The organism is Streptococcus mitis, from assembly GCF_002096835.1.
GTDB classification, from domain to species: Bacteria; Bacillota; Bacilli; order Lactobacillales; family Streptococcaceae; genus Streptococcus; species Streptococcus mitis_W.
On sequence record NZ_NCVG01000015.1, the window covers coordinates 1 to 22347 of the forward strand.

Below are 22347 nucleotides of genomic sequence, written 5' to 3' on the forward strand. Positions count from 1 at the left end.
CCAGTTAATGTAACTCCAGTTAAGGAAATTGAAACGCCAGTAACGAATACTCCGTTAACGCCAGAGGATTACACCAAAGGAATTAAAATTCCAGAGGGTGGCAAGGTCACAAATGTTGAAAACATTCCAGACTTGACAACTCCAGGTAAGAAGGATCCAGTTAAAGTAACGGTTGAATTACCAAATGGAAAAACAATTACTGTTGACGTTCCAGTTAATGTAACGCCAGTTAAGGAAATTGAAACGCCAGTAACGAATACTCCGTTAACGCCAGAGGACTACACTAAAGGCATCAAGATTCCAGAAGGTGGCAAGGTCACAAATGTTGAAAACATTCCAGACTTGACAACTCCAGGTAAGAAGGATCCAGTTAAAGTAACGGTTGAATTACCAAATGGAAAAGTGATTACAGTAGAAGTCCCAGTGAATGTAACACCTGTTAAAGAGATTGAGACACCAGTCACATCTACCCCATTAACACCAGAGGATTACACTAAAGGCATCAAGATTCCAGAAGGTGGCAAGGTCACAAATGTTGAAAACATTCCAGACTTAACAACGCCAGGTAAGAAAGATCCAGTTAAAGTCACTGTAGAATTACCAAATGGAAAAGTGATTACAGTAGAAGTCCCAGTTAATGTAACACCTGTTAAAGAGATTGAGACACCAGTCACATCTACCCCATTAACACCGGAGGATTACACTAAAGGCATCAAGATTCCAGAAGGTGGCAAGGTCACAAATGTTGAAAACATTCCAGACTTGACAACGCCAGGTAAGAAAGATCCAGTTAAAGTAACGATTACCTTACCAAATGGAAAAGTAGTTACGGTAGAAGTACCAGTGAATGTAACACCAATTACACCAATTGAAACACCAATAACAAAAGAAAAACTGACTCCAGAGGATGTCCTAAAACAAATTAAGATACCAGAAGGAGCAACAGTTAAAGTAGGAGATCTCCCAGATTTAACAACACCAGGTAAGAAAGATCCAGTGAAAGTAACAATTACATTACCAAATGGAAAAATTGTTACGGTAGAAGTACCGGTGAATGTAACACCTATTGAGGATATTGTTAAAAAACAAGGGGATCCAATTACTGCTGAGGATGTTGAAAAACACATTCCAAAAGGAGTAAAAGTTATCTCGATTGGAGATAAACCAACAACTGATATACCAGGTGAAAGACCAAGTATTCCAGTTGTGATTGAATTACCAAATGGAATTCGAGTAACTATGGATATACCAGTAATCGTAACACCGAAAGTAACACCGGTAGTAGTTCCTGTAGGAACACCAGTTACACCAGAAGATGTTAAGAAACATATCGAATTACCAAAAGGATGGACTGTAACAAAAGTCGGAGAAATTCCAACAACTACAACTCCAGGAACAAAACCAGTTGTTCCAGTGGAAATTGAATTACCAGATGGACGTAAGATTACAGTTGATGTACCAGTCATCGTAACGCCAACTGTTAGACAAATAGTTGTACCACAAGGAACACCGATTACACCAGATGATGTAAAAGGTCATATTGACTTACCAAAAGAACCAGGATGGGAAATTGTAGAAGTAGGAGAAATTCCAACAACAATTCCAGCTGGAGTAAAACCAAGCGTTAAAGTGAAAATCAAAGTTCCAACTGGTGAGATTATTGAAGTAGATGTGCCTGTAATCGTAACACCGAAAGTAACACCTATTGTAGTGGAAGTTGGAACTCCTATTACAGAAGATGATGTTAAGAAGAAAGTCGATTTACCAGAAGGATGGGAAATTGTTGAAGTAGGAAAAATCCCAACAACTGAAACACCTGGAGCAAAACCAGTGGTTAAAGTGAAAGTAAAATTACCGGATGGTCGTATTATTACAGTAGAAGTACCAGTAACGGTAACACCTAAATCACAAAATGGTGGAGGAGCAATTGATCAAAATGGAGATTCAACACAAGTGATTGTAACGGAATACCTAGATGAAAATGGAAACCGTATTACTTCAGATAAAGAAGGAAAACACAATCCAATAGAGTTGGAAGGATATGAATTTAGTCATTCAACAACGGATGCTAAAGGAAATACCCTACATCACTATAAGAAAGTGACAAACCCAATCAATCAAGAGCAACCAAGCTCTCCAGAGACTCCTACAAGTCCAGAAAAACCAGTAGCTACTCCAGTTCAGACAAGTTCTACAGATTCTAAACCAGTAGCTGTTGAAACAGCCGAAGCCAATGACAAGAAGGAATTACCAAATACTGGTACAGAAGATAAGGCTGGTCTAGCTAGTCTTGGACTTCTTGGAGCCCTAAGTGGATTTGGACTTCTTGCTCGCAAGAAAAAAGAAGACTAAAAACTCATAGTTTTTGAGAAGATGATTCGTCATCTTCTTTTTTTATTTTGGTCTTTTTACTTGCGTAAAAAATTGTTTTTTAGTATAATAGTTTATTGTGAGCGAACCTCACTTACCCCTTGCAAAGTCTTGGGGTCATTAGACCAAAAGGAGGAACATATCAATGGCTAAATACGAAATTCTTTATATCATTCGTCCAAACATTGAAGAAGAAGCTAAAAACGCTTTGGTAGCACGTTTTGACTCTATTTTGACTGACAACGGTGCAACTGTTGTTGAATCAAAAACTTGGGAAAAACGTCGTCTTGCATACGAAATCCAAGATTTCCGTGAAGGACTTTACCACATCGTTAACGTTGAAGCAAACGACGATGCAGCTCTTAAAGAGTTTGACCGTCTTTCAAAAATCAACGCTGACATTCTTCGTCACATGATCGTCAAAACTGACGCGTAAGAAGGTAAACTATGATTAACAATGTTGTACTTGTAGGGCGTATGACACGTGACGCTGAGTTGCGTTATACCCCATCAAATGTAGCAGTTGCGACTTTTACTCTTGCAGTAAACCGTACATTTAAGAGTCAAAATGGCGAACGTGAGGCTGATTTTATCAATGTCGTTATGTGGCGCCAACAGGCTGAAAACCTTGCTAACTGGGCTAAAAAAGGCTCACTTATCGGGGTGACAGGTCGTATCCAGACTCGTAGTTACGATAATCAGCAAGGACAACGTGTCTACGTGACAGAGGTCGTGGCTGAGAATTTCCAAATGTTGGAAAGCCGTAGTGTGCGTGAGGGTCACACAGGTGGAGCTTACTCTGCACCAACTGCAAACTATTCAGCACCTACAAATTCAGTACCAGACTTTTCACGTGATGAAAATCCATTTGGAGCAACAAATCCATTGGATATTTCAGATGATGATTTACCATTCTAATGGACAACTAAAATTATAAAGGAGAAAAAACATGGCTCAACAACGTCGTGGCGGATTCAAACGCCGTAAAAAAGTTGATTACATCGCAGCAAACAAAATTGAATATGTTGATTACAAAGATACTGAGCTTCTTAGCCGTTTCGTTTCAGAACGTGGGAAAATCCTTCCTCGTCGTGTAACAGGAACTTCAGCTAAAAACCAACGTAAAGTAACAACAGCTATCAAACGCGCTCGCGTAATGGCTTTGATGCCTTTCGTAAACGAAGATTAAAAAAAAGACCCCGACGGGTCTTTTTTTCAGGTCCGGGCGGACCTCTTTTTCATGAGCTTTAAAACAAGAAAGCGAATTAAGACCCGGTTGGGTCTTTTTTTCACGAGATAGTTTTTTTCTGACCTTGGCGTGCTATAATGGTAATAGAAAGAGTAAAGGTGGGTAAGTCAAAGATGAATTGTACGATTAGAAATATGATTAAGTCTGATATTGAATCCTTATCTCATGGATTTATGAATCAAGGTTGGCCTGGTAGAGAGGAAATTTTGGCTAGATATTTTCTGGAACAGGAAAGTGGGGAGAGAGAAGTCTTAGTTGCAGAGATTGATGGTGCTGTAGCGGGCTACGTTACCATTTTGCCCTCTGCTAAACATGGTCCTTTTGCAGAAGTCTATCCAGAATTATCAGATTTTAATGTGTTTGAGCCTTTTCGAAATCAAGGGATTGGGAATCAACTGCTAGAAGAAGCAGAAAAACGAGTCAAGTTTGTTTCGAGTAAGGTCACTCTTGGTGTGGGTTTGCACTTAGGCTATGGCCCTGCCCAGAGATTGTATATCAGACGGGGCTACATTCCAGATGGGACAGGTGTCTGGTATCGAAATCAACCCTTGGAAATGAATGCAACTAGCCAAAATAATGATGATTTGGTTTTGTATCTAGTAAAGGAATTCGGATAAGAGACAAGGATTTTATTGGGAATATGGGATTTAGCTACTTTATGGTATAATGGAAAGAGTTAGATTGAAAGAGGTAGTGAGATGGATGCGAAATTAAGATACAAGGCAAAGAAAATCAAGATTGTCTTTTTTGATATTGATGATACCTTGCGAAATTCCAAGACTGGTTTTATTCCGTCTTCAATCCCAACTGTTTTTAAGCAATTACGTGAGAAAGGAATTTTGACGGGTATTGCTTCTGGACGGGGGATTTTTGGTGTTGTACCAGAGATTCGTGAACTCAAGCCTGACTTTTTTGTGACCTTAAATGGGGCTTATATCGAAGATAAAAAAGGTCAGGTTATTTATCAACATCAGATTGAGAAGTCAGATGTTGAGGAGTATATCACTTGGGCTAGACAAGAAGGAATTGAGTATGGCTTGGTTGGGAGTCATGATGCCAAGTTGTCGACTCGCACCGATATGATGAGTGAGGCTATTAATCCAATTTATCCCGACTTAGATGTAGATCCAGATTTCCATGAAAAAGAAGATATCTATCAGATGTGGACTTTTGAAGATAAAGGAGATGACTTGCGTTTGCCTGATAGTCTCTCAGACAAACTTCGCATGGTTCGTTGGCATGAGCATTCGTCTGACATTGTGCCGATTTCAGGCTCTAAGGCGACAGGTGTGGAACAGGTTGTGGAACATCTAGGCTTGAAACCAGAGAACGTCATGGTCTTTGGAGATGGACTCAACGACTTGGAACTCTTTGATTACGCTGGAATCAGCGTCGCAATGGGAATTTCTCATAAAAAAATCAAAGAAAAAGCAGATTATATAACAAAAACACTAGAAGAAGATGGCATTTTTGATGCCTTAGAAGGATTTGGTATGGTAGAAAAAGAATTGCATTTTCCACAAGTAGACATTGAAACAGTAGAAGGGCCTCTTGCGACTATTAAGACCAATCACGGAGACTTGCGTATCAAGCTCTTCCCAGAGCATGCTCCTAAAACAGTGGCTAACTTTGTAGCTCTTTCAAAAGATGCCTACTATGATGGTGTCATTTTCCACCGTATTATCAAGGACTTTATGATTCAAGGTGGAGACCCAACTGGAACTGGTATGGGTGGCGAGTCAATCTACGGCGAATCTTTTGAGGACGAGTTCTCAGAAGAACTTTACAACATTCGTGGTGCCCTTTCTATGGCAAATGCTGGTCCAAATACTAACGGTAGCCAGTTCTTTATTGTACAGAATCAACACTTGCCTTATTCTAAAAAAGAAATTGCTCGTGGTGGTTGGCCAGAACCGATTGCGGAAATTTATGCGGAACAAGGTGGAACTCCTCACCTAGACCGCCGTCACACGGTTTTTGGTCAGCTAGCTGATGAAGCATCTTACGCTGTCTTGGATGCCATTGCTGCTGTTGAGACAGGGGCTATGGACAAGCCAGTTGAAGATGTCGTGATTGAAACAATTGAAATCGAGGACTAAGATGAAAATCGGTGATAAGCTAAAGGGGCGTATTACAGGGATTCAGCCCTACGGTGCCTTTGTTGAATTAGAAACGGGTGATACGGGGCTGATTCACATTTCAGAGATTCGGACAGGATTTATTGAAAATATTCATGAAGCTTTGAAAGTCGATGAAGAGGTTCAAGTTCAGGTAGTTGATTTAGATGAATTTACAGGGAAAGCCAGTCTTTCGATCCGCACTTTGGAGGAAGAAAAGCACCAGTTTCCTAGACGGAGACGCTTTTCAAGCGACCGCTTTAACTACGGATTTGCGCCTCTCAAAAGAATGATGCCAATTTGGACCAAGGAAGCCCTTCAACATTTGAAGAAGCAGAAGAATTAGTTAGAAATCTATATTCTTTGTAATGTTAATATAAATTTGCTATAATAGGACCATGGAAGAAGAACAATTATTAAAATTAGGAGAGCGAATTAACCAGCTCTTTTCGACAGATATTAAAATCATTCAAAATAGAGAGGTTTTTAGCTATTCTGTGGATAGTGTTCTCTTGTCACGCTTTCCACGTTTTCCTAAGAAGGGTTTGATTGTGGATTTCTGTGCTGGGAATGGAGCAGTAGGGCTTTTTGCTAGTACTCGCACTCAAGCACAGATTTTGGCTGTTGAGATTCAGGAGCGTTTGGCAGATATGGCTGAGCGCTCTGTCCGTTTGAATGGATTAGAGGAGCAAATGCAGGTCATCTGCGATGATTTGAAAAATATGCCTGCTTACATTCAGGGAAGTAAGGTGGATATGATTTTGTGTAATCCGCCCTATTTCAAGGTGGATCCTCATTCCAATTTGAACGAGAGCGAACATTACCTCTTGGCGCGCCATGAAATTACGACCAATCTGGAGGAAATCTGCCGTAGTGCCCAAAGTATTCTCAAGTCTAATGGGCGTTTGGCCATGGTTCATCGTCCTGATCGCCTCTTGGATATCTTGGACATGTTGCAACGGCATAATCTAGCCCCTAAGCGCCTGCAGTTTGTTTATCCAAAGCGGGAAAAGGAAGCCAATATGCTCTTGATTGAAGCTATCAAGGATGGCTCGACAAGTGGTTTTAAGGTTTTACCACCTCTCATTGTTCACAATGATGATGGTTCCTATACGCCCGAACTCGAAGAGATTTATTATGGATCATAAGGCTTATATGTATGTGCTGGAGTGCCGTGATGGTTCCTATTATACCGGTTATACGACTGATGTGAGAAGACGCCTTGCTGTCCACAATAGTGGGAAGGGAGCCAAATACACACGAGCACGCTTGCCAGTCAAACTTATCTATGTTCAAGGTTTTGCCAGTAAGGAAGAAGCCATGTCAGCAGAAGCCCTTCTCAAGCGTAAGAAGAGGCCACAGAAGGAAAGATTTTTATCTGAAAATCAAGATAGAAATTTACTCATACTCAATGAAAATCAAAGAGCAAACTAGGAAGCTAGCCGTAGTCAGTACTTGAGTACGGCAAGGCGAAGCTGACGTGGTTTGAAGAGATTTTCGAAGAGTATCAGTTATTTTGAAGAATTGTGAGGAGCCCTTTGACTCCTCTTACTTTTGTCAAAAAGCGAAAAAAATGCTACAATAAAGAGAATAAATAAAATGAGGTATTATCATGTCTAAGATTCTAGTATTTGGTCACCAAAATCCAGACTCAGATGCCATCGGGTCATCTGTAGCCTTTGCCTACCTTGCAAAAGAAGCATACGGTTTGGATACGGAAGCTGTTGCTCTTGGAACTCCAAATGAAGAAACAGCCTTTGTCTTGAACTATTTTGGTGTAGAAGCACCGCGTGTTATCACTTCTGCCAAAGCAGAAGGAGCAGAGCAAGTTATCCTGACTGACCACAATGAATTCCAACAATCTGTATCAGATATCGCTGAAGTAGAAGTTTATGGTGTTGTAGATCACCACCGTGTGGCTAACTTTGAAACTGCAAGCCCACTCTACATGCGTTTGGAGCCAGTTGGTTCAGCGTCTTCAATCGTTTACCGTATGTTCAAAGAACATGGTGTGGCTGTGCCTAAAGAGATTGCTGGTTTGATGCTTTCAGGTTTGATTTCAGATACCCTTCTTTTGAAATCACCAACAACACACCCAACAGATAAGGTTATTGCTCCTGAATTGGCTGAATTAGCTGGTGTCAACTTGGAAGAATATGGTTTAGCTATGTTGAAAGCTGGTACAAACTTGGCTAGCAAGTCTGCTGACGAATTGATTGACATCGATGCTAAAACTTTTGAATTGAACGGAAATAATGTCCGTGTTGCCCAAGTAAACACAGTGGACATCGCTGAAGTATTGGAACGCCAAGCAGAAATTGAAACTGCAATGCAAGCTGCCAACGAAGCAAACGGCTACTCTGACTTTGTCTTGATGATTACAGATATCGTCAACTCAAATTCAGAAATCTTGGCTCTTGGTGCCAATATGGGCAAGGTCGAAGCGGCTTTCAACTTCAAACTTGAAAACAACCACGCTTTCCTTGCTGGTGCCGTTTCACGTAAGAAACAAGTGGTACCTCAATTGACTGAAAGCTTTAATGCTTAAGATTTTGTTCATCAATTCAAATTAGGAAAGGCTAGTTTGAATTATATCGAAAGGAGTTTCGGCTCCTTTTTTTCTAGGAGTGAAGCATGTTAGAAAATGGCGATTTGATACTCAATGAAAATCAAAGAGCAAACTAGGAAGCTAGCCGCAAGCTGTACTTGAGTACGGTAAGGCGACGCTGACGTGGTTTGAATTTGATTTTCGAAGAGTATGATTTTTGTGAGAGATGAGTCAGATATAGGGCAGGCCATCCAGACTTCCACAGGCAACTATAACCATGTTGCCATTTATTTGGATGGGATGATTTACCACGCTAGTGGAGAATTTGGTGTGGTCTGTCAGGAACCGGCAGATTTCTTTGAATCCAATCATTTGTACGATATTTATATCTACCTAGAAATGGATATCCATTCGGTGAAGGAAAGAGCTTGTAAATATCTTGGAGCTCCCTACAATGCTTCTTTCTATCCAGATGGCGCTGGTTTCTACTGTTCCCAGTACATGGCAGAAATTCTCCCCATTTTTGAAACTATTCCCATGAAATTTGGAGATGGTGAGCAGGAGATTAGTGATTTTTGGAGGGAGTATTACAGAGAACTAGGTCTGCCTGTTCCTTTGAACCAGCCGGGGACCAATCCCAGTCAGTTGGCAGCATCGCCTCTGTTAGAATGTAAAGAAAGGAATCTTCATGATTCAGATTTTTAATCCATCTCGTTTGACGAGACAGCCATTTTTTAGAGAATTGATCCGCTATCTAGACCAGCATGATGATGTTATTTTGAGAGAAATTAAGGCTCAATTTCCAGATGTTGCAGTTGATAAACTCATGGAAGAGTATATAAAGGCAGGTTTGATTCTACGAGAAAATAAGCGTTATTACCTTAATCTTCCTATGCTGGAATCACTCGATAGTCTCGAACTGGATCAAGAGATTTTTGTCAGCGAAGATAGTCCGGCCTATCAAGCCTTGTTAGAGCAGAGTTTTGAGACAGAATTACGCAATCAAACCAATGCTGCTATTTTAGTTGAAAATACGGACTTTGCGAGATCAAAAATGACCCTGTCCAATTATTTCTACAAGGTCAAACATCAGTATCCTTTGACAGAAAAACAACAGGAACTTTATGCTATTTTGGGAGATGTTAATCCTGAGTATGCTCTCAAATATATGACGACTTTTTTGTTGAAATTTCTCAAAAAAGAGCAGCTTATGCAGAAACGCCGTGATATCTTTGTGGACAGTTTAGTTGTCCTAGGTTATATTGTCCAAAATGAAGATGGAAAGTATGAGTTGGCCGTCGATTTTGATAAGGAAAGATTAACTTTCTACTTGGCCTGATTTTTTTCTGAGCACATTGTTTGACTTTCCTTAGTATTCGGTATAAACTATATGTAACCGGTAACACATATCGGAATAAAATTAAAGGAGACAATCATATGTCACTTGAAAACAAATTGGAACAAGCAACAGGCGCTATCAAAGAAGGATTTGGTAAAGTTACTGGAGATGGCAAGACTGAAGCAGAAGGCGCTGTAGAAAAGACAGTTGCTAAGGCAAAAGAAGTAGTTGAAGATGCTAAAGGTGCTGTAGAAGGTGCCGTTGAAGGTTTGAAAAACGCTTTTAAATAAAGATAAAAAAATCAAGGGTTTCATTTCCCTTGATTTTTTACTATCTTATAAATAATTTTCTGCGACGGCTGCATCTCCTGGATAGGCTTCTTTCTTGCCTTGGACGATTTGGTAGCAATCGGCTCCCTTACCGGCGATAATAACTGCATCTAATTCGTGATTTGTGATAGCCATAGCTGCCTTGATGGCTTCTTGGCGATCCGCAATTTTTTCAACAGGATGATTGATGTAGCTACTAATTTCATCTGCAATGGCCATTGGGTCTTCGTAGTTGGGGTCATCAGCAGTCAGAAAGACTTGAATCTCAGGGTGTTGATTGAGGAGGAGGCCAAAGTCTTTACGACGACTCTCTCCCTTATTTCCTGTCGAACCTAAGACCAGAGCAATCTTTCCTGTTTGATGAGTCTCTACAACCTTGATTAGTTTTTTGAGACTGTCACCATTGTGGGCATAGTCGATGAAGACCTTGGCTCCATTTTTCTGAGTGAGGACTTCCATACGACCAGGAACGCGGGTTGCAGCGATACCTTTTTTGATGTCCTCAAGACTAGCTCCGAGACGGAGGCAAGCAAGTCCAGCAGCAACGGCATTTTCTTGATTGAAGTGGCCAATGAGTTGGATATCATAATCTCCAGCGAGTTTACCCGTAGCTGAAAAACTAAAGGCTTTGGAATTCTCGATTTGGTTGCTCGACTGACTACCGTAGAAATCATGGTCTAGATCTTCTACTTGTTCTTTCAAGACAGAAAAGTGATCCATGTCACTATTAATGATGACTGCTCGGCTATTTTCCATCAAGAGACGTTTGTGGTAGAAGTAGTCTTCAAAGCTAGGGTGTTCAATCGGGCCGATATGGTCGGGGCTGATATTGAGGAAAACTCCCACATCAAAGGTTAGACCATAGACACGTTTGACTAGATAGGCCTGACTGGATACTTCCATGATGAGGTGGGTACGGTCATTTTGCACAGCTTGATTCATCATGTCAAAGAGGTCGATGCTCTCAGGGGTTGTCAATGCAGACTTAAAGAAAGTCTTGCCATCTAGAGTTGTATTCATAGTCGAGAGCATAGCAGGTCGATGCCCTTGAGATAAGATGTTATAAGCGAAATAGGCTGCTGTTGTCTTACCCTTAGTACCAGTGAAGGCAAGGAGTTTGAGTTTTTCTTGTGGATTGTCATAAAATTCCATGGCAATCAAAGACATAGCTTTCTTGATATCACTGACGATGATAGCAGGAATACCAACCTCATAGTCTTTTTCAGCCACATACCAACCGAGGCCTTGAGAGATGGCAGAAATCAGAAATTCCTTCTTAAAGGCAGCACCTTTAACGAAAAAGAGGCTCTTCTCTTTGGCCTTGCGGCTATCATAGCAGATGGTGTCAAATACGACATGGCTGTAGTTGTAGTGATAATGTCCTTGGTCGATAATCTCACGGAAGAGACCATCTTTCTTTAAAATATCTAATACGGTTTCAATCTTAATCATACTTTCTATTGTAAACCGAAAGTCGTAAATTTACAAGTGACAAGGAAAAGTTTATAATGGAAGATGAGGAATTTTTCCTAGTTATTAAAATCAAATGAGGAATCTATGTCTAACGAAAACAATCACCAGCAGGCCCAGATGTTACGGGGGACTGCTTGGCTAACGGCTAGTAACTTTATCAGTCGTCTACTCGGTGCCATTTATATCATCCCTTGGTATATCTGGATGGGGTCTTATGCGGCTACAGCAAATGGTCTCTTTACCATGGGCTACAATATCTATGCCTGGTTCTTGCTGATTTCAACAGCAGGGATTCCAGTTGCAGTGGCTAAGCAAGTGGCCAAGTACAATACCATGCGAGAAGAGGAGCATAGCTTTGCCCTGATTCGGAGCTTTTTGGGCTTTATGACTGGACTAGGTCTGATTTTTGCTTTAGTCTTGTATGTCTTTGCTCCTTGGCTAGCAGATTTGTCGGGTGTAGGGAAAGACCTGATCCCAATCATGCAGAGCTTGGCTTGGGCGGTCTTGATTTTCCCATCTATGAGTGTTATTCGAGGCTTCTTCCAAGGGATGAATAACCTCAAACCTTATGCTATGAGCCAAATCGCTGAGCAGGTCATTCGTGTTATCTGGATGCTCTTAGCTACCTTCATGATTATGAAAATGGGTTCAGGAGATTATCTAGCAGCGGTTACCCAATCTACCTTTGCTGCCTTTGTCGGCATGGTAGCCAGTTTTGCAGTTTTGCTTTACTTCCTTGCCCAAGAAGGTTTACTAAAAAGAGTTCTTGAAACAGGAGATAAGATTAACAGCAAGCGTCTTTTGGTCGATACCATTAAGGAAGCCATTCCTTTTATCCTGACGGGTTCTGCTATCCAGCTCTTCCAGATTCTGGACCAGATGACCTTTATCAATAGTATGAGCTGGTTTACCAATTATAGCAATGAAGACTTGGTTGTCATGTTTTCTTATTTCTCAGCCAATCCTAATAAAATTACTATGATTTTGATTTCTGTTGGGGTTTCAATTGGTAGTGTAGGCTTGCCACTCTTGACGGAAAACTATGTCAAGGGGGATTTGAGAGCAGCTTCTCGTCTCGTTCAGGACAGTATTACCATGCTTTTCTTATTCCTACTGCCAGCAACGGTTGGAGTGGTTATGGTAGGAGAACCTCTCTATACTGTCTTCTATGGCAAGCCAGATAGTTTGGCTATGGGCTTGTTTGTCTTTGCAGTTTTGCAGTCTACTATTTTAGGCTTGTACATGGTTTTGTCTCCAATGCTTCAAGCCATGTTCCGTAACCGCAAGGCCGTTCTCTATTTTATCTATGGTTCCATTGCCAAGCTGGTCTTACAACTGCCAACCATTGCTTTCTTTCACAGTTATGGACCTTTGATTTCTACAACCATCGGTCTTATTATTCCTAATGTTTTGATGTATCGGGACATTTGCAAGGTAACTGGTGTTAAGCGCAAGGTGATTTTGAAGCGAACCATTTTAATCAGTTTGTTAACTCTTTTCATGTTTCTAGTAGTAGGAATAATGCAGTGGATTTTAGGATTTATTTTCCAACCAAGTGGACGTTTGTGGAGCTTCCTTTATGTAGCTCTTGTTGGTGCCATGGGTGGAGGAGTATATGGAGCTATGAGTCTCCGTACTCGTTTATTGGATAAGGTAATTGGAAAAGCCCAAGCAGATCGCCTGCGAGCAAAATTAAAAATTTCTTAAAAAATAATTTATAAATAAAATGAATAAGTTGAGTTTTTTAAAAACCAAATCACTCTCTTATTCATTTTTTATTGTTAGAATTGGATATAAAATGTAAAAAAGAGAATAAATAACAAAAGTAATTGAATTTTATGTCAAAAAACACTTGACTAAAAAGTAGTTAGTTTGTATAATAAGACAAATATTTAAATCAGGAGGTTCTGGAGATGAAAAAGTCTAAAGCCAAGTATGCAGCACTTGCAGGTGTCGTGTTAAGTGCAGGTATTTTATTAAGCGCGTGTGGAAGTTCTAGCACAGGGTCAAAAACATATAACTATGTTTATACCAGTGATCCGTCTAGTTTGAATTATCTAGCAGAAAACCGTGCAACGACCAATGATATCGTGGTTAATTTGGTAGATGGGCTCATGGAAAATGACCAGTATGGAAACTATATTCCATCTTTGGCAGAGGATTGGAGTGTTTCTAAGGACGGTTTGACCTATACATACAAACTGCGGAAAGATGCGAAATGGTATACTGCAGATGGGGAAGAATATGCTCCTGTAACTGCCCAAGATTTTGTAACTGGTTTGAAATATGCGGCTGATAAAAAATCAGAAGCCTTGTACTTGGTGCAAGAATCCGTTGCTGGTTTGGATGATTACATTAACGGTAAAACAAGCGACTTTTCAACTGTCGGAGTCAAGGCTCTTGATGACCAAACTGTTCAATATACCTTGACACGACCAGAATCTTACTGGAACTCAAAAACAACCTCAACCATTCTCTTCCCAGTCAATGCGGATTTCTTGAAATCAAAAGGGGATGATTTTGGGAAGGTAGACCCATCTAGTATTTTGTACAATGGACCTTTCTTGATGAAATCCTTTGTTTCAAAATCTGTCATTGAATTCAAGAAAAATCCGAACTACTGGGATGCTAAAAATGTCTTTGTAGATGATGTGAAATTGGCCTATTATGATGGTAGTGACCAAGATGCACTGGCTCGTAACTTTGTAGAAGGTGCTTATAGCTATGCTCGTCTTTATCCAAATAGTTCAAGTTTTGAAGGAATTAAAGAAAAGAATAAGGACAATATCATCTATAGCTTGCAAGATGCTACTTCTTACTTCTTAAACTTTAACCTAGATAGAAAATCTTATAAATTCACTTCAAAAACAAGTGATGCTGAGAAGAAATCGACTCAAGAAGCGGTTCTTAACAAAAACTTCCGTCAAGCCATCAACTTTGCATATGATCGTACAGCTTACGGGGCTCAATCTCAAGGAGAAGATGGTGCAACTAAGATTTTGCGTAACTTGGTTGTTCCTCCAAACTTTGTAAGTATCAACGGAAAAGACTTTGGTGAAGTAGTAGCCTCTAAGATGGTCAATTATGGTAAGGAATGGCAAGGAATCAACTTTGCGGATGCCCAAGATCCATACTACAATGCTGAAAAAGCCAAGGCTAAATTTGCAGAGGCTAAGAAAGAACTCCAAGCTAAAGGAGTTCAATTCCCTATCCACTTGGACATGACAGTTGACCAAGCTGCTAAAAAGGGTGTCCAAGAGGCAAATTCTATGAAACAATCTATTGAAGCAGCCTTAGGTGCAGATAATGTTGTAATTGATATTCAACAACTCTCCACTGAAGACTATGATAGTACAAGCTATCTGGCTCAGACTGCTGCTCAGAAAGATTACGATCTATATAACGGTGGTTGGGGATCTGACTATCAAGATCCATCAACTTATCTTGATATTTTCAATGTGAAGAGCGGTGGAGTGTTGCAAAATCTGGGTATAGAGCCTGGTGAATCTAATGATAAGGCTAAGGCTGTTGGACTGGATATCTACACTCAAATGCTGGAAGAAGCCAATAAGGAGCAAGATCTTGCAAAACGCTATGAAAAGTATGCTGAGATCCAAGCATGGTTGGTAGATAGCGCTTTAGCGATTCCAAATATTTCTAAGGGGGGAACACCAGTATTGAGAAAAACAGTTCCTTTCTCAGAACCATATTCATTAGCTGGTAATAAAGGAATCGAATCCTATAAATACCTCAAAGTACAAGATAAAACAGTCACAAAAGATGAATATGAAAAAGCTAAAGAAAAATGGCTGAAAGAAAAAGAAGAATCCAATAAAAAAGCTCAAGAAGAATTGGCAAAACATGTCAAATAAGGATTTTTAAAGAAAACGATGGTTTCGAAAGAAGCTGTCGTTTTTTAATAGAATGGTAGCGAAGTTGGAAGAAAAGTGCTTACATTTTTTAATTGCTTTATTAAATTTATGTTATAATGAATATAAGAAACTACGTTCGAAAATTTACCCAATGTTGATTGAAGTATGCACATGCTAGTGTAATGTTATAGGAGGGATGTCATCTACTGGAAAAGTAAGATAAAATGCAACAAATGATAGGTTCTTCTTTATGTGAAGAGTTCTTATCTGGCTATGTAGTAATCGTTATGGAGGTAACATCATGGGTGCTATTATGGAGTTTGCAACAGAAAAACAGATTGAATCATTTCTTTCAACTTGCCACATTGAAGGGCAAAAGAATTTTCTGATGGCCTTCAAGAAAAAGACATGGCTGAAATCTTTTATTGATTTCTTCGTTATAGGAGGAAGTTACTATGTTCAGTCGAGTGTGAAGCCTAAGATTCTGGCATTCACACCTAAGGGGATCTATTTGATGGACATCAGTGATATAACTGAGAATCGTTTTAATCAAGTCCTTGAGATGCCTTGGAATCAAGTTAAAGATTTTACTTATAAGCCAGTCTTGAATGCAGTTAGGCTGAATTGGAACTATCAAAATGAAGCCTATATTTTTTCCGTGGATGTCGGTCAGATTAGTCAGCATGTGGGCCAGTATCAATTTAACAAAGAGCATTATGACTATTTAGCTCAACAGGATTTCTTTCGGTCCAAGTAAGCCCTAGCAAGGATTTTCACAAAAGAATCTGGAATATTTTCTGGATTCTTTTTAGCTTTACTCCATAAGTATATAGTTTGAAACTATAGCTAGCTCTTGAAAAGAAGAAAATGAGTTGATGAAAATAAGTGGTACAATAGTTACTATAGATTTGGAGGTATTGTATGAGCAAGGAATTACACATCAACACAATTTTGGCCCAGGCGGGTATCAAGTCAGACGAAGCGACAGGAGCTTTGGTGACACCGCTACATTTTTCAACGACCTATCAGCATCCAGAGTTTGGTAAATCTACTGGTTTTGACTATACACGCACTAAAAACCCAACTCGCAGTAAGGCTGAAGAAGTCTTGGCAGCCATTGAATCAGCAGACTATGCCCTAGCGACTAGCTCAGGGATGTCAGCTATTGTATTGGCCTTTAGCGTTTTCCCAGTAGGAAGTAAGGTTTTAGCAGTGCGTGACCTTTACGGAGGTTCTTTCCGCTGGTTCAACCAAGTGGAGCAGGAAGGTCGTTTCCATTTTACCTATGCCAATACAGAAGAAGAGTTGATTGCTGAGTTAGAAAAGGACGTGGATGTTCTCTATATCGAAACACCAACCAATCCTTTGATGTTGGAATTTGATATCGAAAAACTAGCAAAACTGGCTCATGCTAAAGGTGCCAAAGTGGTGGTGGACAATACCTTCTACAGCCCTATCTACCAACGTCCGATTGAAGATGGAGCAGATATCGTTCTCCATTCAGCAACCAAGTATCTAGCAGGTCACAATGATGTCTTGGCTGGAGTGGTTGTGACCAATAGTTTAGAACTATACGAGAAACTCTTTTACAATCTCAATACGACAGGGGCAGTCTTGTCTCCATTTGACAGTTATCAATTGATTCGTGGTCTCAAGACCTTATCTCTTCGTATGGAGCGCTCAACAGCCAATGCCCAAGAAGTGGTTGCCTTTTTGAAGGATTCTCCAGCAGTTAAGGAAGTTCTCTACACTGGTCGTGGAGGTATGATTTCCTTTAAAGTGGCGGATGAAACACGCATTCCACATATCTTGAATAGCCTCAAGGTTTTCTCTTTTGCCGAAAGTTTGGGTGGGGTAGAAAGTCTCATTACTTATCCAACGACGCAAACTCATGCTGATATTCCAGCAGAAGTGCGCCATTCTTATGGTTTGACAGATGACCTCTTGCGCTTGTCGATTGGGATTGAGGATGCTAGAGATTTGATTGCAGATTTGCGTCAAGCCTTGGAAGGATAAGACAAAGATGGGAAAATATGATTTTACAAGCCTGCCCAATCGTTTAGGGCACCATACCTATAAATGGAAAGAAGCAGAAACGGATAGTGAAGTCCTACCAGCTTGGATAGCGGATATGGACTTTGTAGTCTTGCCTGAAATCCGCCAAGCTGTGCAAACTTACGCTGATCAACTGGTTTATGGCTATACCTATGCCAGTGAAGAGTTAATTAAGGAAGTTCAAAAGTGGGAAGCCAAACAACACGGTTACCACTTTGACAAAGAGGCTCTTGTCTTTATCGAGGGTGTGGTACCAGCCATCTCAACAGCTATTCAATCCTTTACAAAAGAAGGCGAAGCGGTTTTGATTAACACACCTGTCTATCCACCCTTTGCACGCAGTATTAAGTTGAACAACCGTAGATTGATTACTAATTCTTTGGTGGAAAAGGATGGTCTGTTTGAGATTGACTTTGATCAACTTGAGAAGGATTTGGTGGAAGAAGAGGTCAAACTCTATATTCTTTGCAATCCTCACAATCCTGGTGGACGTGTTTGGGAAAAGGAAGTGTTGGAGAAGATTGGCCAACTCTGCCAAAAACACGGTGTTTTCTTGGTTTCGGATGAGATTCACCAAGATTTGGCCCTCTTTGGTCACAAGCATCATTCCTTCAATACCATTAATCCTGCCTTCAAAGATTTTGCGATTGTCTTGAGCAGTGCCACTAAAACCTTTAACATTGCTGGGACAAAAAATTCCTATGCAGTTATTGAAAATCCTAAGTTGAGACTGGCTTACCAGAAACGCCAGTTGGCCAATAATCAACATGAAATTTCAGGTTTGGGTTATTTGGCGACAGAAGCTGCCTATCGCTATGGGAAGGATTGGTTAGAGGAACTCAAGCAAGTCTTTGAAGACCACATCAATTATGTGGTAGATCTATTTGGAAAAGAGACTAAAATCAAGGTTATGAAACCGCAAGGAACCTACTTGATTTGGCTTGATTTTTCAGCCTATGACCTGACTGATGAAAAATTACAAGAGCTTTTGAGAAATGAAGCTAAGGTTATCCTTAACCGTGGTTTGGATTTTGGAGAGGAAGGAAGTCTCCATGCTCGCCTCAATGTAGCCATGCCTAAATCTCTGTTGCAAGAAGTGTGTCAGCGAATTGTGACGACTTTTGCTAAACTTTAAAAATCCAGCCTTCTAGGAGAAAAGTATCCTTAGAAGGCTATTTTCATAGGGGAAAATATGGTATAATAAAAAGATAAGGTAAAGGTAAAAATATGGCTAAATTGATTCCGGGGAAAGTCCGTATCGAAGGCGTTGCCCTTTATGAAACTGGTAAGGTTGATATCATCAAGGAAAAGAACAATCGACTCTATGCTCGCGTTGCAGAAGAAGAACTGCGCTATAGTTTAGAGGATGATTTGGTTTTTTGTGCCTGCGATTTTTTCCAAAAGAGGGGCTACTGTGTGCATTTGGCTGCGCTAGAGCATTTTTTGAAAAATGATGAGCGTGGTCAGGAAATCTTGCAGGGTCTGGAAGAAGGTCATGAAGAAAAAGAGGCCGTTGAAACCAAGGTGACCTTGGGCGGCAAATTTTTGGACCGAATCTTGTCTCCAAAAGCAGAACGTGCCTATGAATTATCGGCTGTGGGGCAAGTGGAAGCAGGAACTAATCATATCTTGTGGACCCTTAGAATCGGGCAAATCAATAGCCAAAAATACTATGTCATTCGGGACATTCCACTCTTTTTAAGGGTTGTCGAGCAGAGAAAACCTTATATGATTGGTAAAACTTATGAGGAGTCTCTGTCTTTGGAAGACTTTGATGAGGCAAGTCAAGAGCTTCTTACTTTCTTGCGGGGACTAGTGGAGGAAGGACTGACTCCAGACCTCTTTTTCCAAAATCAAGGCCGACACCTTTTTTTCCCTCTGACCTTTTTTGAGCAGGGTGTGAATTTACTGATGACCTTGCCTCATTTTCAATTTGACCATCAAGTGGATAGCTATCAGGTTCTACTTTTTCAGGATATGCATGCTGATGCCAATCTATTTTCCTTTACAGTAACAGAATACTCGGATTATTTTGAAATGGAAATCAGTGAGAGTCCAAGAGTTAATGTCTTTTATCAGGGAACTGTGCTTTTCCATAAAGGACAGGTTTATTTTCTAACAGACCAGCAGATGCGTCTTCTCAAGGAAATCAAAGCGCTACCTTTGGATCAACAAGGAAAGAAATACCTGCAATTTGATAGCAGTGACCGAGATAAGTTGGCTTCTTGTCTAACACTCTTTGACCAGATGGGGACCGTTTCAGCTCCTGAACGTTTACAAATTAAATCCTTTGCACCCTCTTTTTACTTTGACAGGGAAGAGGATAATCGGATTCGTTTAGAAATTCAGTTTGATTATGGAGATAAGCAGGTATCTAGCCGACAAGAGCTAGAAGAATTACCATTTTCGAGTGATGCTGACTTAGAAGAAAGAATCTTCCAAGTCTGTTTGACAGCTGGCTTTGAAGCAGATTTTCAATCTTGGCGTCAGGCCTTAAAAGCCGAGTCTGTCTATCATTTTTTCCATGAAATCATTCCAGTTTTTGAAAAATTTGGGAATGTTGACCTATCAGATAAGCTAGAAGAGCTTTATAGCCTAGCGAGTCCTCAAGTGCAGATTGCTTCCAAGGGAGGTCTCTTGGAAATCCAGTTCGATTTTCAAGATATCGCCCAAGAGGAAATTGACCAAGCCATGCAGGCCTTGGTTGCCAATCAAGATTTTTACATTGGTTCGTCTAATCAAGTCTACTTTTTTGATGAAGAAACCAAGAAAATTCGCCAAAATCTACAGGAACTGGGGCAGTTTGAATTAAAAGATGGTTCTTTGCAGGCTCGAAAATCTTTGGCCTACAGTTTAGCTCATCTTTTTGAAGGGCGTGACCGTGTTTCTTTTTCACAAGAATTTCAGAATCTGTCCCACGATTTGACACATCCAGAGGATTTTCCTCGACAGGCAACTCAGGTTAAGGCTGATTTACGAGATTATCAGGAAAAGGGAATCGGCTGGCTGCAGATGCTCCATCATTATGGTTTTGGTGGGATTTTAGCTGATGATATGGGATTGGGGAAAACCCTTCAGACCATTGCTTTTTTGACCAGTCAAGTGACAAAAGAAAGTCGGGTTTTGATTTTAGCTCCGTCAGGTTTAATCTACAACTGGGCAGATGAGTTTCAGAAATTTGCCCCACAGTTGGATGTGGCTGTTGTTCATGGTTTGAAAGCTAGTCGTGAAGAGATTCTTGCTGAGAGCCATCAAATCTATGTGACGAGTTATGCTACCTTCCGTCAGGACAGTGATCTTTATCAGGGGATAGCCTTTGACTTCCTTTTCTTAGATGAGGCTCAGGTCATGAAAAACGCCCAGACCAAGATTGCCCAGACCTTGAGACAATTTGTGGTGCCGTCAGTTTTTGCTTTGTCAGGAACTCCTATTGAAAACCATCTGGGTGAGTTGTGGTCTATTTTCCAAATCGTCATGCCAGGACTTTTGCCAAGCAAGAAAGAATTTATGAAATTACCAGCTGAGCGCGTTGCTCAGTTTATCAAACCTTTCGTGATGCGGCGCAAGAAAGAAGAAGTTCTGACTGAATTGCCAGACTTGATTGAAGTGGTTTATAAAAATGAACTGGAAGACCAGCAGAAGGCTATCTACCTAGCCCAGTTACAACAGATGCGGGACCGTCTGGCTCAAGTGTCAGACCAGGAATTCCAGCGAAGTCGGGTGGAGATCTTATCTGGTCTGATGCGCTTGCGTCAAATTTGTGACACTCCTGCCCTTTTTATGGAAGATTATCAGGGAGCCAGTGGCAAACTGGATAGTCTTCGAGATCTTCTGATCCAGGTGGCAGACGGTGGACACCGTGTCTTGATTTTCTCGCAGTTCAAGGGAATGTTGGAGAAAATTGAACAAGAACTGCCAGACTTGGGCATGACATCCTTTAAAATTACGGGTTCAACCCCAGCCAAGGAAAGACAAGACATGACCAAGGCCTTTAACCAAGGAGAAAGAGATGCCTTTCTGATTTCTCTTAAGGCTGGTGGTGTCGGTCTGAACCTGACAGGTGCCGATACAGTGATATTGGTTGACCTTTGGTGGAATCCTGCGGTGGAAGCGCAAGCTATTGGCCGTGCCCATCGGATGGGTCAGGAAGAAACGGTTGAGGTCTATCGCTTGGTGACCAAGGGAACCATTGAAGAAAAAATTCAAGAACTCCAAGAACAGAAGAAACATCTGGTGTCACAAGTATTGGACGGCACAGAGTCACGTGGCAGTCTGACCCTAGCAGAAATTAGAGAAATTTTGGGAATTTCTGAAGCCAGCACTTGAAAAATCAAGACAATACGCTATAATGAAGTGTTGAAAGGAAATAGAAAATGAGAGAAGAACGATTTCCATTGGTGTCAGATGATGAGGTCATGCTGACTGAGATGCCGGTTATGGACCTCTATGATGAGTCTGACTTTATCAGTAATATCAAGGGAGAATACCGTGATAAGAATTATCTGGAGTGGGCTCCTATTACTGAAGAAACACCAGTCAAACCGATTGAAAAGCCAGTAGAGAAACCTAAGAAGGCTGGTTTAGGAGTTAAAAAAGAAGGAAAGAGCTATGCGGAAGTGGCGCGTGAAGAAGCGCGTGCGGACTTGAAAAAGAAACGCTCAGCAAGCTATCTGACTAAGGATATTACTCCTACAAGACGCCATTCTCAGCCAAGTCTGGTTAGACAGGGCAATCAACCTACCGCGCCTTTCCAAAAGGAAAATCCTGGTGAATTTGTCAAATATAGTCAAAAATTGACCCAATCTCATTACATCTTGGCGGAAGAAGTGAACAATATTTCGACTCAAGCTGAGCCAAAAGAAACTTCAGGCCCAAAGAAAAACAATTATGATTTTCTGAAGAAGAGCCAAATCTACAATAAAAAGAATCAACAAAAAGAACAAGAACGTCAGGTTGCCCAAGAGTTGAATCTGACAAGAATTACGGAATAGGGGA

At 40.7% G+C, this 22347-nt stretch carries 21 protein-coding genes; 20 read left to right on the forward strand and 1 reads right to left on the reverse strand.

The features are described 5' to 3' along the window. The 13 genes from B7699_RS00535 to B7699_RS00595 all read left to right on the forward strand — a co-directional run. On the forward strand, positions 1-2352 hold a 2352-nt coding region (locus B7699_RS00535; protein WP_142358312.1), incomplete at its 5' end, for a Rib/alpha-like domain-containing protein. Positions 2353-2515: 163 nt separating this feature from the next. After that, complete coding sequence (gene rpsF / locus B7699_RS00540; RefSeq protein WP_001151786.1) at positions 2516-2806, forward strand: 30S ribosomal protein S6; 291 nt, start codon at positions 2516-2518, stop codon at positions 2804-2806. An 11-nt stretch (positions 2807-2817) separates the two neighbouring features. Next, positions 2818-3288 (forward strand): single-stranded DNA-binding protein SsbA, encoded by a 471-nt coding sequence (gene ssbA, locus B7699_RS00545; RefSeq protein ID WP_000609606.1) that lies wholly within the window; start codon positions 2818-2820, stop codon positions 3286-3288. A gap of 31 nt (positions 3289-3319) precedes the next feature. Further along, positions 3320-3559: a 30S ribosomal protein S18 gene (rpsR, locus tag B7699_RS00550; protein WP_000068664.1), complete on the forward strand. Its 240-nt coding sequence runs from the start codon at positions 3320-3322 to the stop codon at positions 3557-3559. A 173-nt stretch (positions 3560-3732) separates the two neighbouring features. Then, entirely contained in the window at positions 3733-4236 is a 504-nt protein-coding gene (locus B7699_RS00555; protein WP_004244450.1) for a GNAT family N-acetyltransferase, read from the forward strand. An 81-nt stretch (positions 4237-4317) separates the two neighbouring features. Then, on the forward strand, positions 4318-5718 hold the full coding sequence (locus tag B7699_RS00560) for a bifunctional Cof-type HAD-IIB family hydrolase/peptidylprolyl isomerase (RefSeq protein WP_084926830.1): 1401 nt from the start codon (positions 4318-4320) through the stop codon (positions 5716-5718). A 1-nt stretch (position 5719) separates the two neighbouring features. Further along, positions 5720-6082 carry a S1 RNA-binding domain-containing protein gene (locus tag B7699_RS00565; RefSeq protein ID WP_023943268.1) on the forward strand — a complete coding sequence of 121 codons (363 nt, stop codon included), beginning with the start codon at positions 5720-5722 and terminating at the stop codon, positions 6080-6082. A 52-nt stretch (positions 6083-6134) separates the two neighbouring features. Beyond that, positions 6135-6884 (forward strand): tRNA1(Val) (adenine(37)-N6)-methyltransferase, encoded by a 750-nt coding sequence (locus B7699_RS00570; protein ID WP_084926831.1) that lies wholly within the window; start codon positions 6135-6137, stop codon positions 6882-6884. After that, positions 6874-7170, forward strand: a complete 297-nt coding sequence (locus B7699_RS00575; RefSeq protein ID WP_084926832.1) for a GIY-YIG nuclease family protein — start codon at positions 6874-6876, stop codon at positions 7168-7170. The genes B7699_RS00570 and B7699_RS00575 overlap by 11 nt, the downstream gene beginning before the upstream one ends. A gap of 178 nt (positions 7171-7348) precedes the next feature. Then, a complete protein-coding gene (locus B7699_RS00580; RefSeq protein ID WP_084926833.1) occupies positions 7349-8284 on the forward strand; it encodes a manganese-dependent inorganic pyrophosphatase in 936 nt (311 codons plus the stop codon). A 210-nt stretch (positions 8285-8494) separates the two neighbouring features. After that, on the forward strand, positions 8495-8989 hold the full coding sequence (locus B7699_RS00585) for a YiiX/YebB-like N1pC/P60 family cysteine hydrolase (RefSeq protein ID WP_084926834.1): 495 nt from the start codon (positions 8495-8497) through the stop codon (positions 8987-8989). Next, positions 8973-9623 (forward strand): DUF1803 domain-containing protein, encoded by a 651-nt coding sequence (locus B7699_RS00590; RefSeq protein WP_084926835.1) that lies wholly within the window; start codon positions 8973-8975, stop codon positions 9621-9623. The genes B7699_RS00585 and B7699_RS00590 overlap by 17 nt, the downstream gene beginning before the upstream one ends. A 98-nt stretch (positions 9624-9721) precedes the next feature. Then, the gene (locus B7699_RS00595) at positions 9722-9913 is read left to right on the forward strand and encodes a CsbD family protein (protein WP_000051182.1); all 192 of its coding nucleotides are present in this window, start codon (positions 9722-9724) and stop codon (positions 9911-9913) included. 45 nt (positions 9914-9958) lie between these two features. Here the strand turns inward: B7699_RS00595 and B7699_RS00600 are convergent, their stop codons facing one another. After that, positions 9959-11404: a UDP-N-acetylmuramoyl-L-alanyl-D-glutamate--L-lysine ligase gene (locus tag B7699_RS00600; RefSeq protein ID WP_084926836.1), complete on the reverse strand. Its 1446-nt coding sequence runs from the start codon at positions 11402-11404 to the stop codon at positions 9959-9961. A 105-nt stretch (positions 11405-11509) separates the two neighbouring features. On the opposite strand from B7699_RS00600, the gene B7699_RS00605 reads away from it, so the two are divergent. The 7 genes from B7699_RS00605 (at position 11510) to B7699_RS00635 (ending at position 22343) form a co-directional block, all read left to right on the forward strand. Next, positions 11510-13132, forward strand: a complete 1623-nt coding sequence (locus B7699_RS00605) for a putative polysaccharide biosynthesis protein (protein ID WP_084926837.1) — start codon at positions 11510-11512, stop codon at positions 13130-13132. A gap of 206 nt (positions 13133-13338) precedes the next feature. Beyond that, positions 13339-15297: a peptide ABC transporter substrate-binding protein gene (locus B7699_RS00610; RefSeq protein ID WP_084926838.1), complete on the forward strand. Its 1959-nt coding sequence runs from the start codon at positions 13339-13341 to the stop codon at positions 15295-15297. A 301-nt stretch (positions 15298-15598) separates the two neighbouring features. Continuing rightward, a complete protein-coding gene (locus B7699_RS00615) occupies positions 15599-16054 on the forward strand; it encodes a hypothetical protein (protein ID WP_084926839.1) in 456 nt (151 codons plus the stop codon). Positions 16055-16218: 164 nt separating this feature from the next. Next, on the forward strand, positions 16219-17313 hold the full coding sequence (locus tag B7699_RS00620) for a cystathionine gamma-synthase (RefSeq protein ID WP_020902227.1): 1095 nt from the start codon (positions 16219-16221) through the stop codon (positions 17311-17313). Between the two features lie 7 nt (positions 17314-17320). Continuing rightward, complete coding sequence (locus tag B7699_RS00625; protein WP_084926840.1) at positions 17321-18487, forward strand: MalY/PatB family protein; 1167 nt, start codon at positions 17321-17323, stop codon at positions 18485-18487. A 92-nt stretch (positions 18488-18579) separates the two neighbouring features. Next, positions 18580-21678 (forward strand): pilus expression-regulating Snf2 family helicase, encoded by a 3099-nt coding sequence (locus B7699_RS00630; RefSeq protein ID WP_084926841.1) that lies wholly within the window; start codon positions 18580-18582, stop codon positions 21676-21678. Between the two features lie 47 nt (positions 21679-21725). Beyond that, entirely contained in the window at positions 21726-22343 is a 618-nt protein-coding gene (locus tag B7699_RS00635) for a divisome accessory protein ZapJ (protein WP_084926842.1), read from the forward strand. Positions 22344-22347: the final 4 nt, after the last annotated feature.

Coding starts and splice junctions, on each gene's coding strand:
- rpsR (WP_000068664.1), top strand. CDS start 3,320: ATGGCTCAACAACGTCGTGGCGGATTCAAACGCCGTAAAAAAGTTGAT.
- B7699_RS00620 (WP_020902227.1), top strand. CDS start 16,219: ATGAGCAAGGAATTACACATCAACACAATTTTGGCCCAGGCGGGTATC.
- B7699_RS00610 (WP_084926838.1), top strand. CDS start 13,339: ATGAAAAAGTCTAAAGCCAAGTATGCAGCACTTGCAGGTGTCGTGTTA.
- B7699_RS00555 (WP_004244450.1), top strand. CDS start 3,733: ATGAATTGTACGATTAGAAATATGATTAAGTCTGATATTGAATCCTTA.
- B7699_RS00595 (WP_000051182.1), top strand. CDS start 9,722: ATGTCACTTGAAAACAAATTGGAACAAGCAACAGGCGCTATCAAAGAA.
- B7699_RS00560 (WP_084926830.1), top strand. CDS start 4,318: ATGGATGCGAAATTAAGATACAAGGCAAAGAAAATCAAGATTGTCTTT.
- B7699_RS00605 (WP_084926837.1), top strand. CDS start 11,510: ATGTCTAACGAAAACAATCACCAGCAGGCCCAGATGTTACGGGGGACT.
- B7699_RS00565 (WP_023943268.1), top strand. CDS start 5,720: ATGAAAATCGGTGATAAGCTAAAGGGGCGTATTACAGGGATTCAGCCC.
- B7699_RS00600 (WP_084926836.1), bottom strand. CDS start 11,404: ATGATTAAGATTGAAACCGTATTAGATATTTTAAAGAAAGATGGTCTC.
- B7699_RS00575 (WP_084926832.1), top strand. CDS start 6,874: ATGGATCATAAGGCTTATATGTATGTGCTGGAGTGCCGTGATGGTTCC.
- B7699_RS00625 (WP_084926840.1), top strand. CDS start 17,321: ATGGGAAAATATGATTTTACAAGCCTGCCCAATCGTTTAGGGCACCAT.
- B7699_RS00615 (WP_084926839.1), top strand. CDS start 15,599: ATGGGTGCTATTATGGAGTTTGCAACAGAAAAACAGATTGAATCATTT.
- rpsF (WP_001151786.1), top strand. CDS start 2,516: ATGGCTAAATACGAAATTCTTTATATCATTCGTCCAAACATTGAAGAA.
- B7699_RS00630 (WP_084926841.1), top strand. CDS start 18,580: ATGGCTAAATTGATTCCGGGGAAAGTCCGTATCGAAGGCGTTGCCCTT.
- B7699_RS00570 (WP_084926831.1), top strand. CDS start 6,135: ATGGAAGAAGAACAATTATTAAAATTAGGAGAGCGAATTAACCAGCTC.
- ssbA (WP_000609606.1), top strand. CDS start 2,818: ATGATTAACAATGTTGTACTTGTAGGGCGTATGACACGTGACGCTGAG.
- B7699_RS00590 (WP_084926835.1), top strand. CDS start 8,973: ATGATTCAGATTTTTAATCCATCTCGTTTGACGAGACAGCCATTTTTT.
- B7699_RS00635 (WP_084926842.1), top strand. CDS start 21,726: ATGAGAGAAGAACGATTTCCATTGGTGTCAGATGATGAGGTCATGCTG.
- B7699_RS00585 (WP_084926834.1), top strand. CDS start 8,495: ATGATTTTTGTGAGAGATGAGTCAGATATAGGGCAGGCCATCCAGACT.
- B7699_RS00580 (WP_084926833.1), top strand. CDS start 7,349: ATGTCTAAGATTCTAGTATTTGGTCACCAAAATCCAGACTCAGATGCC.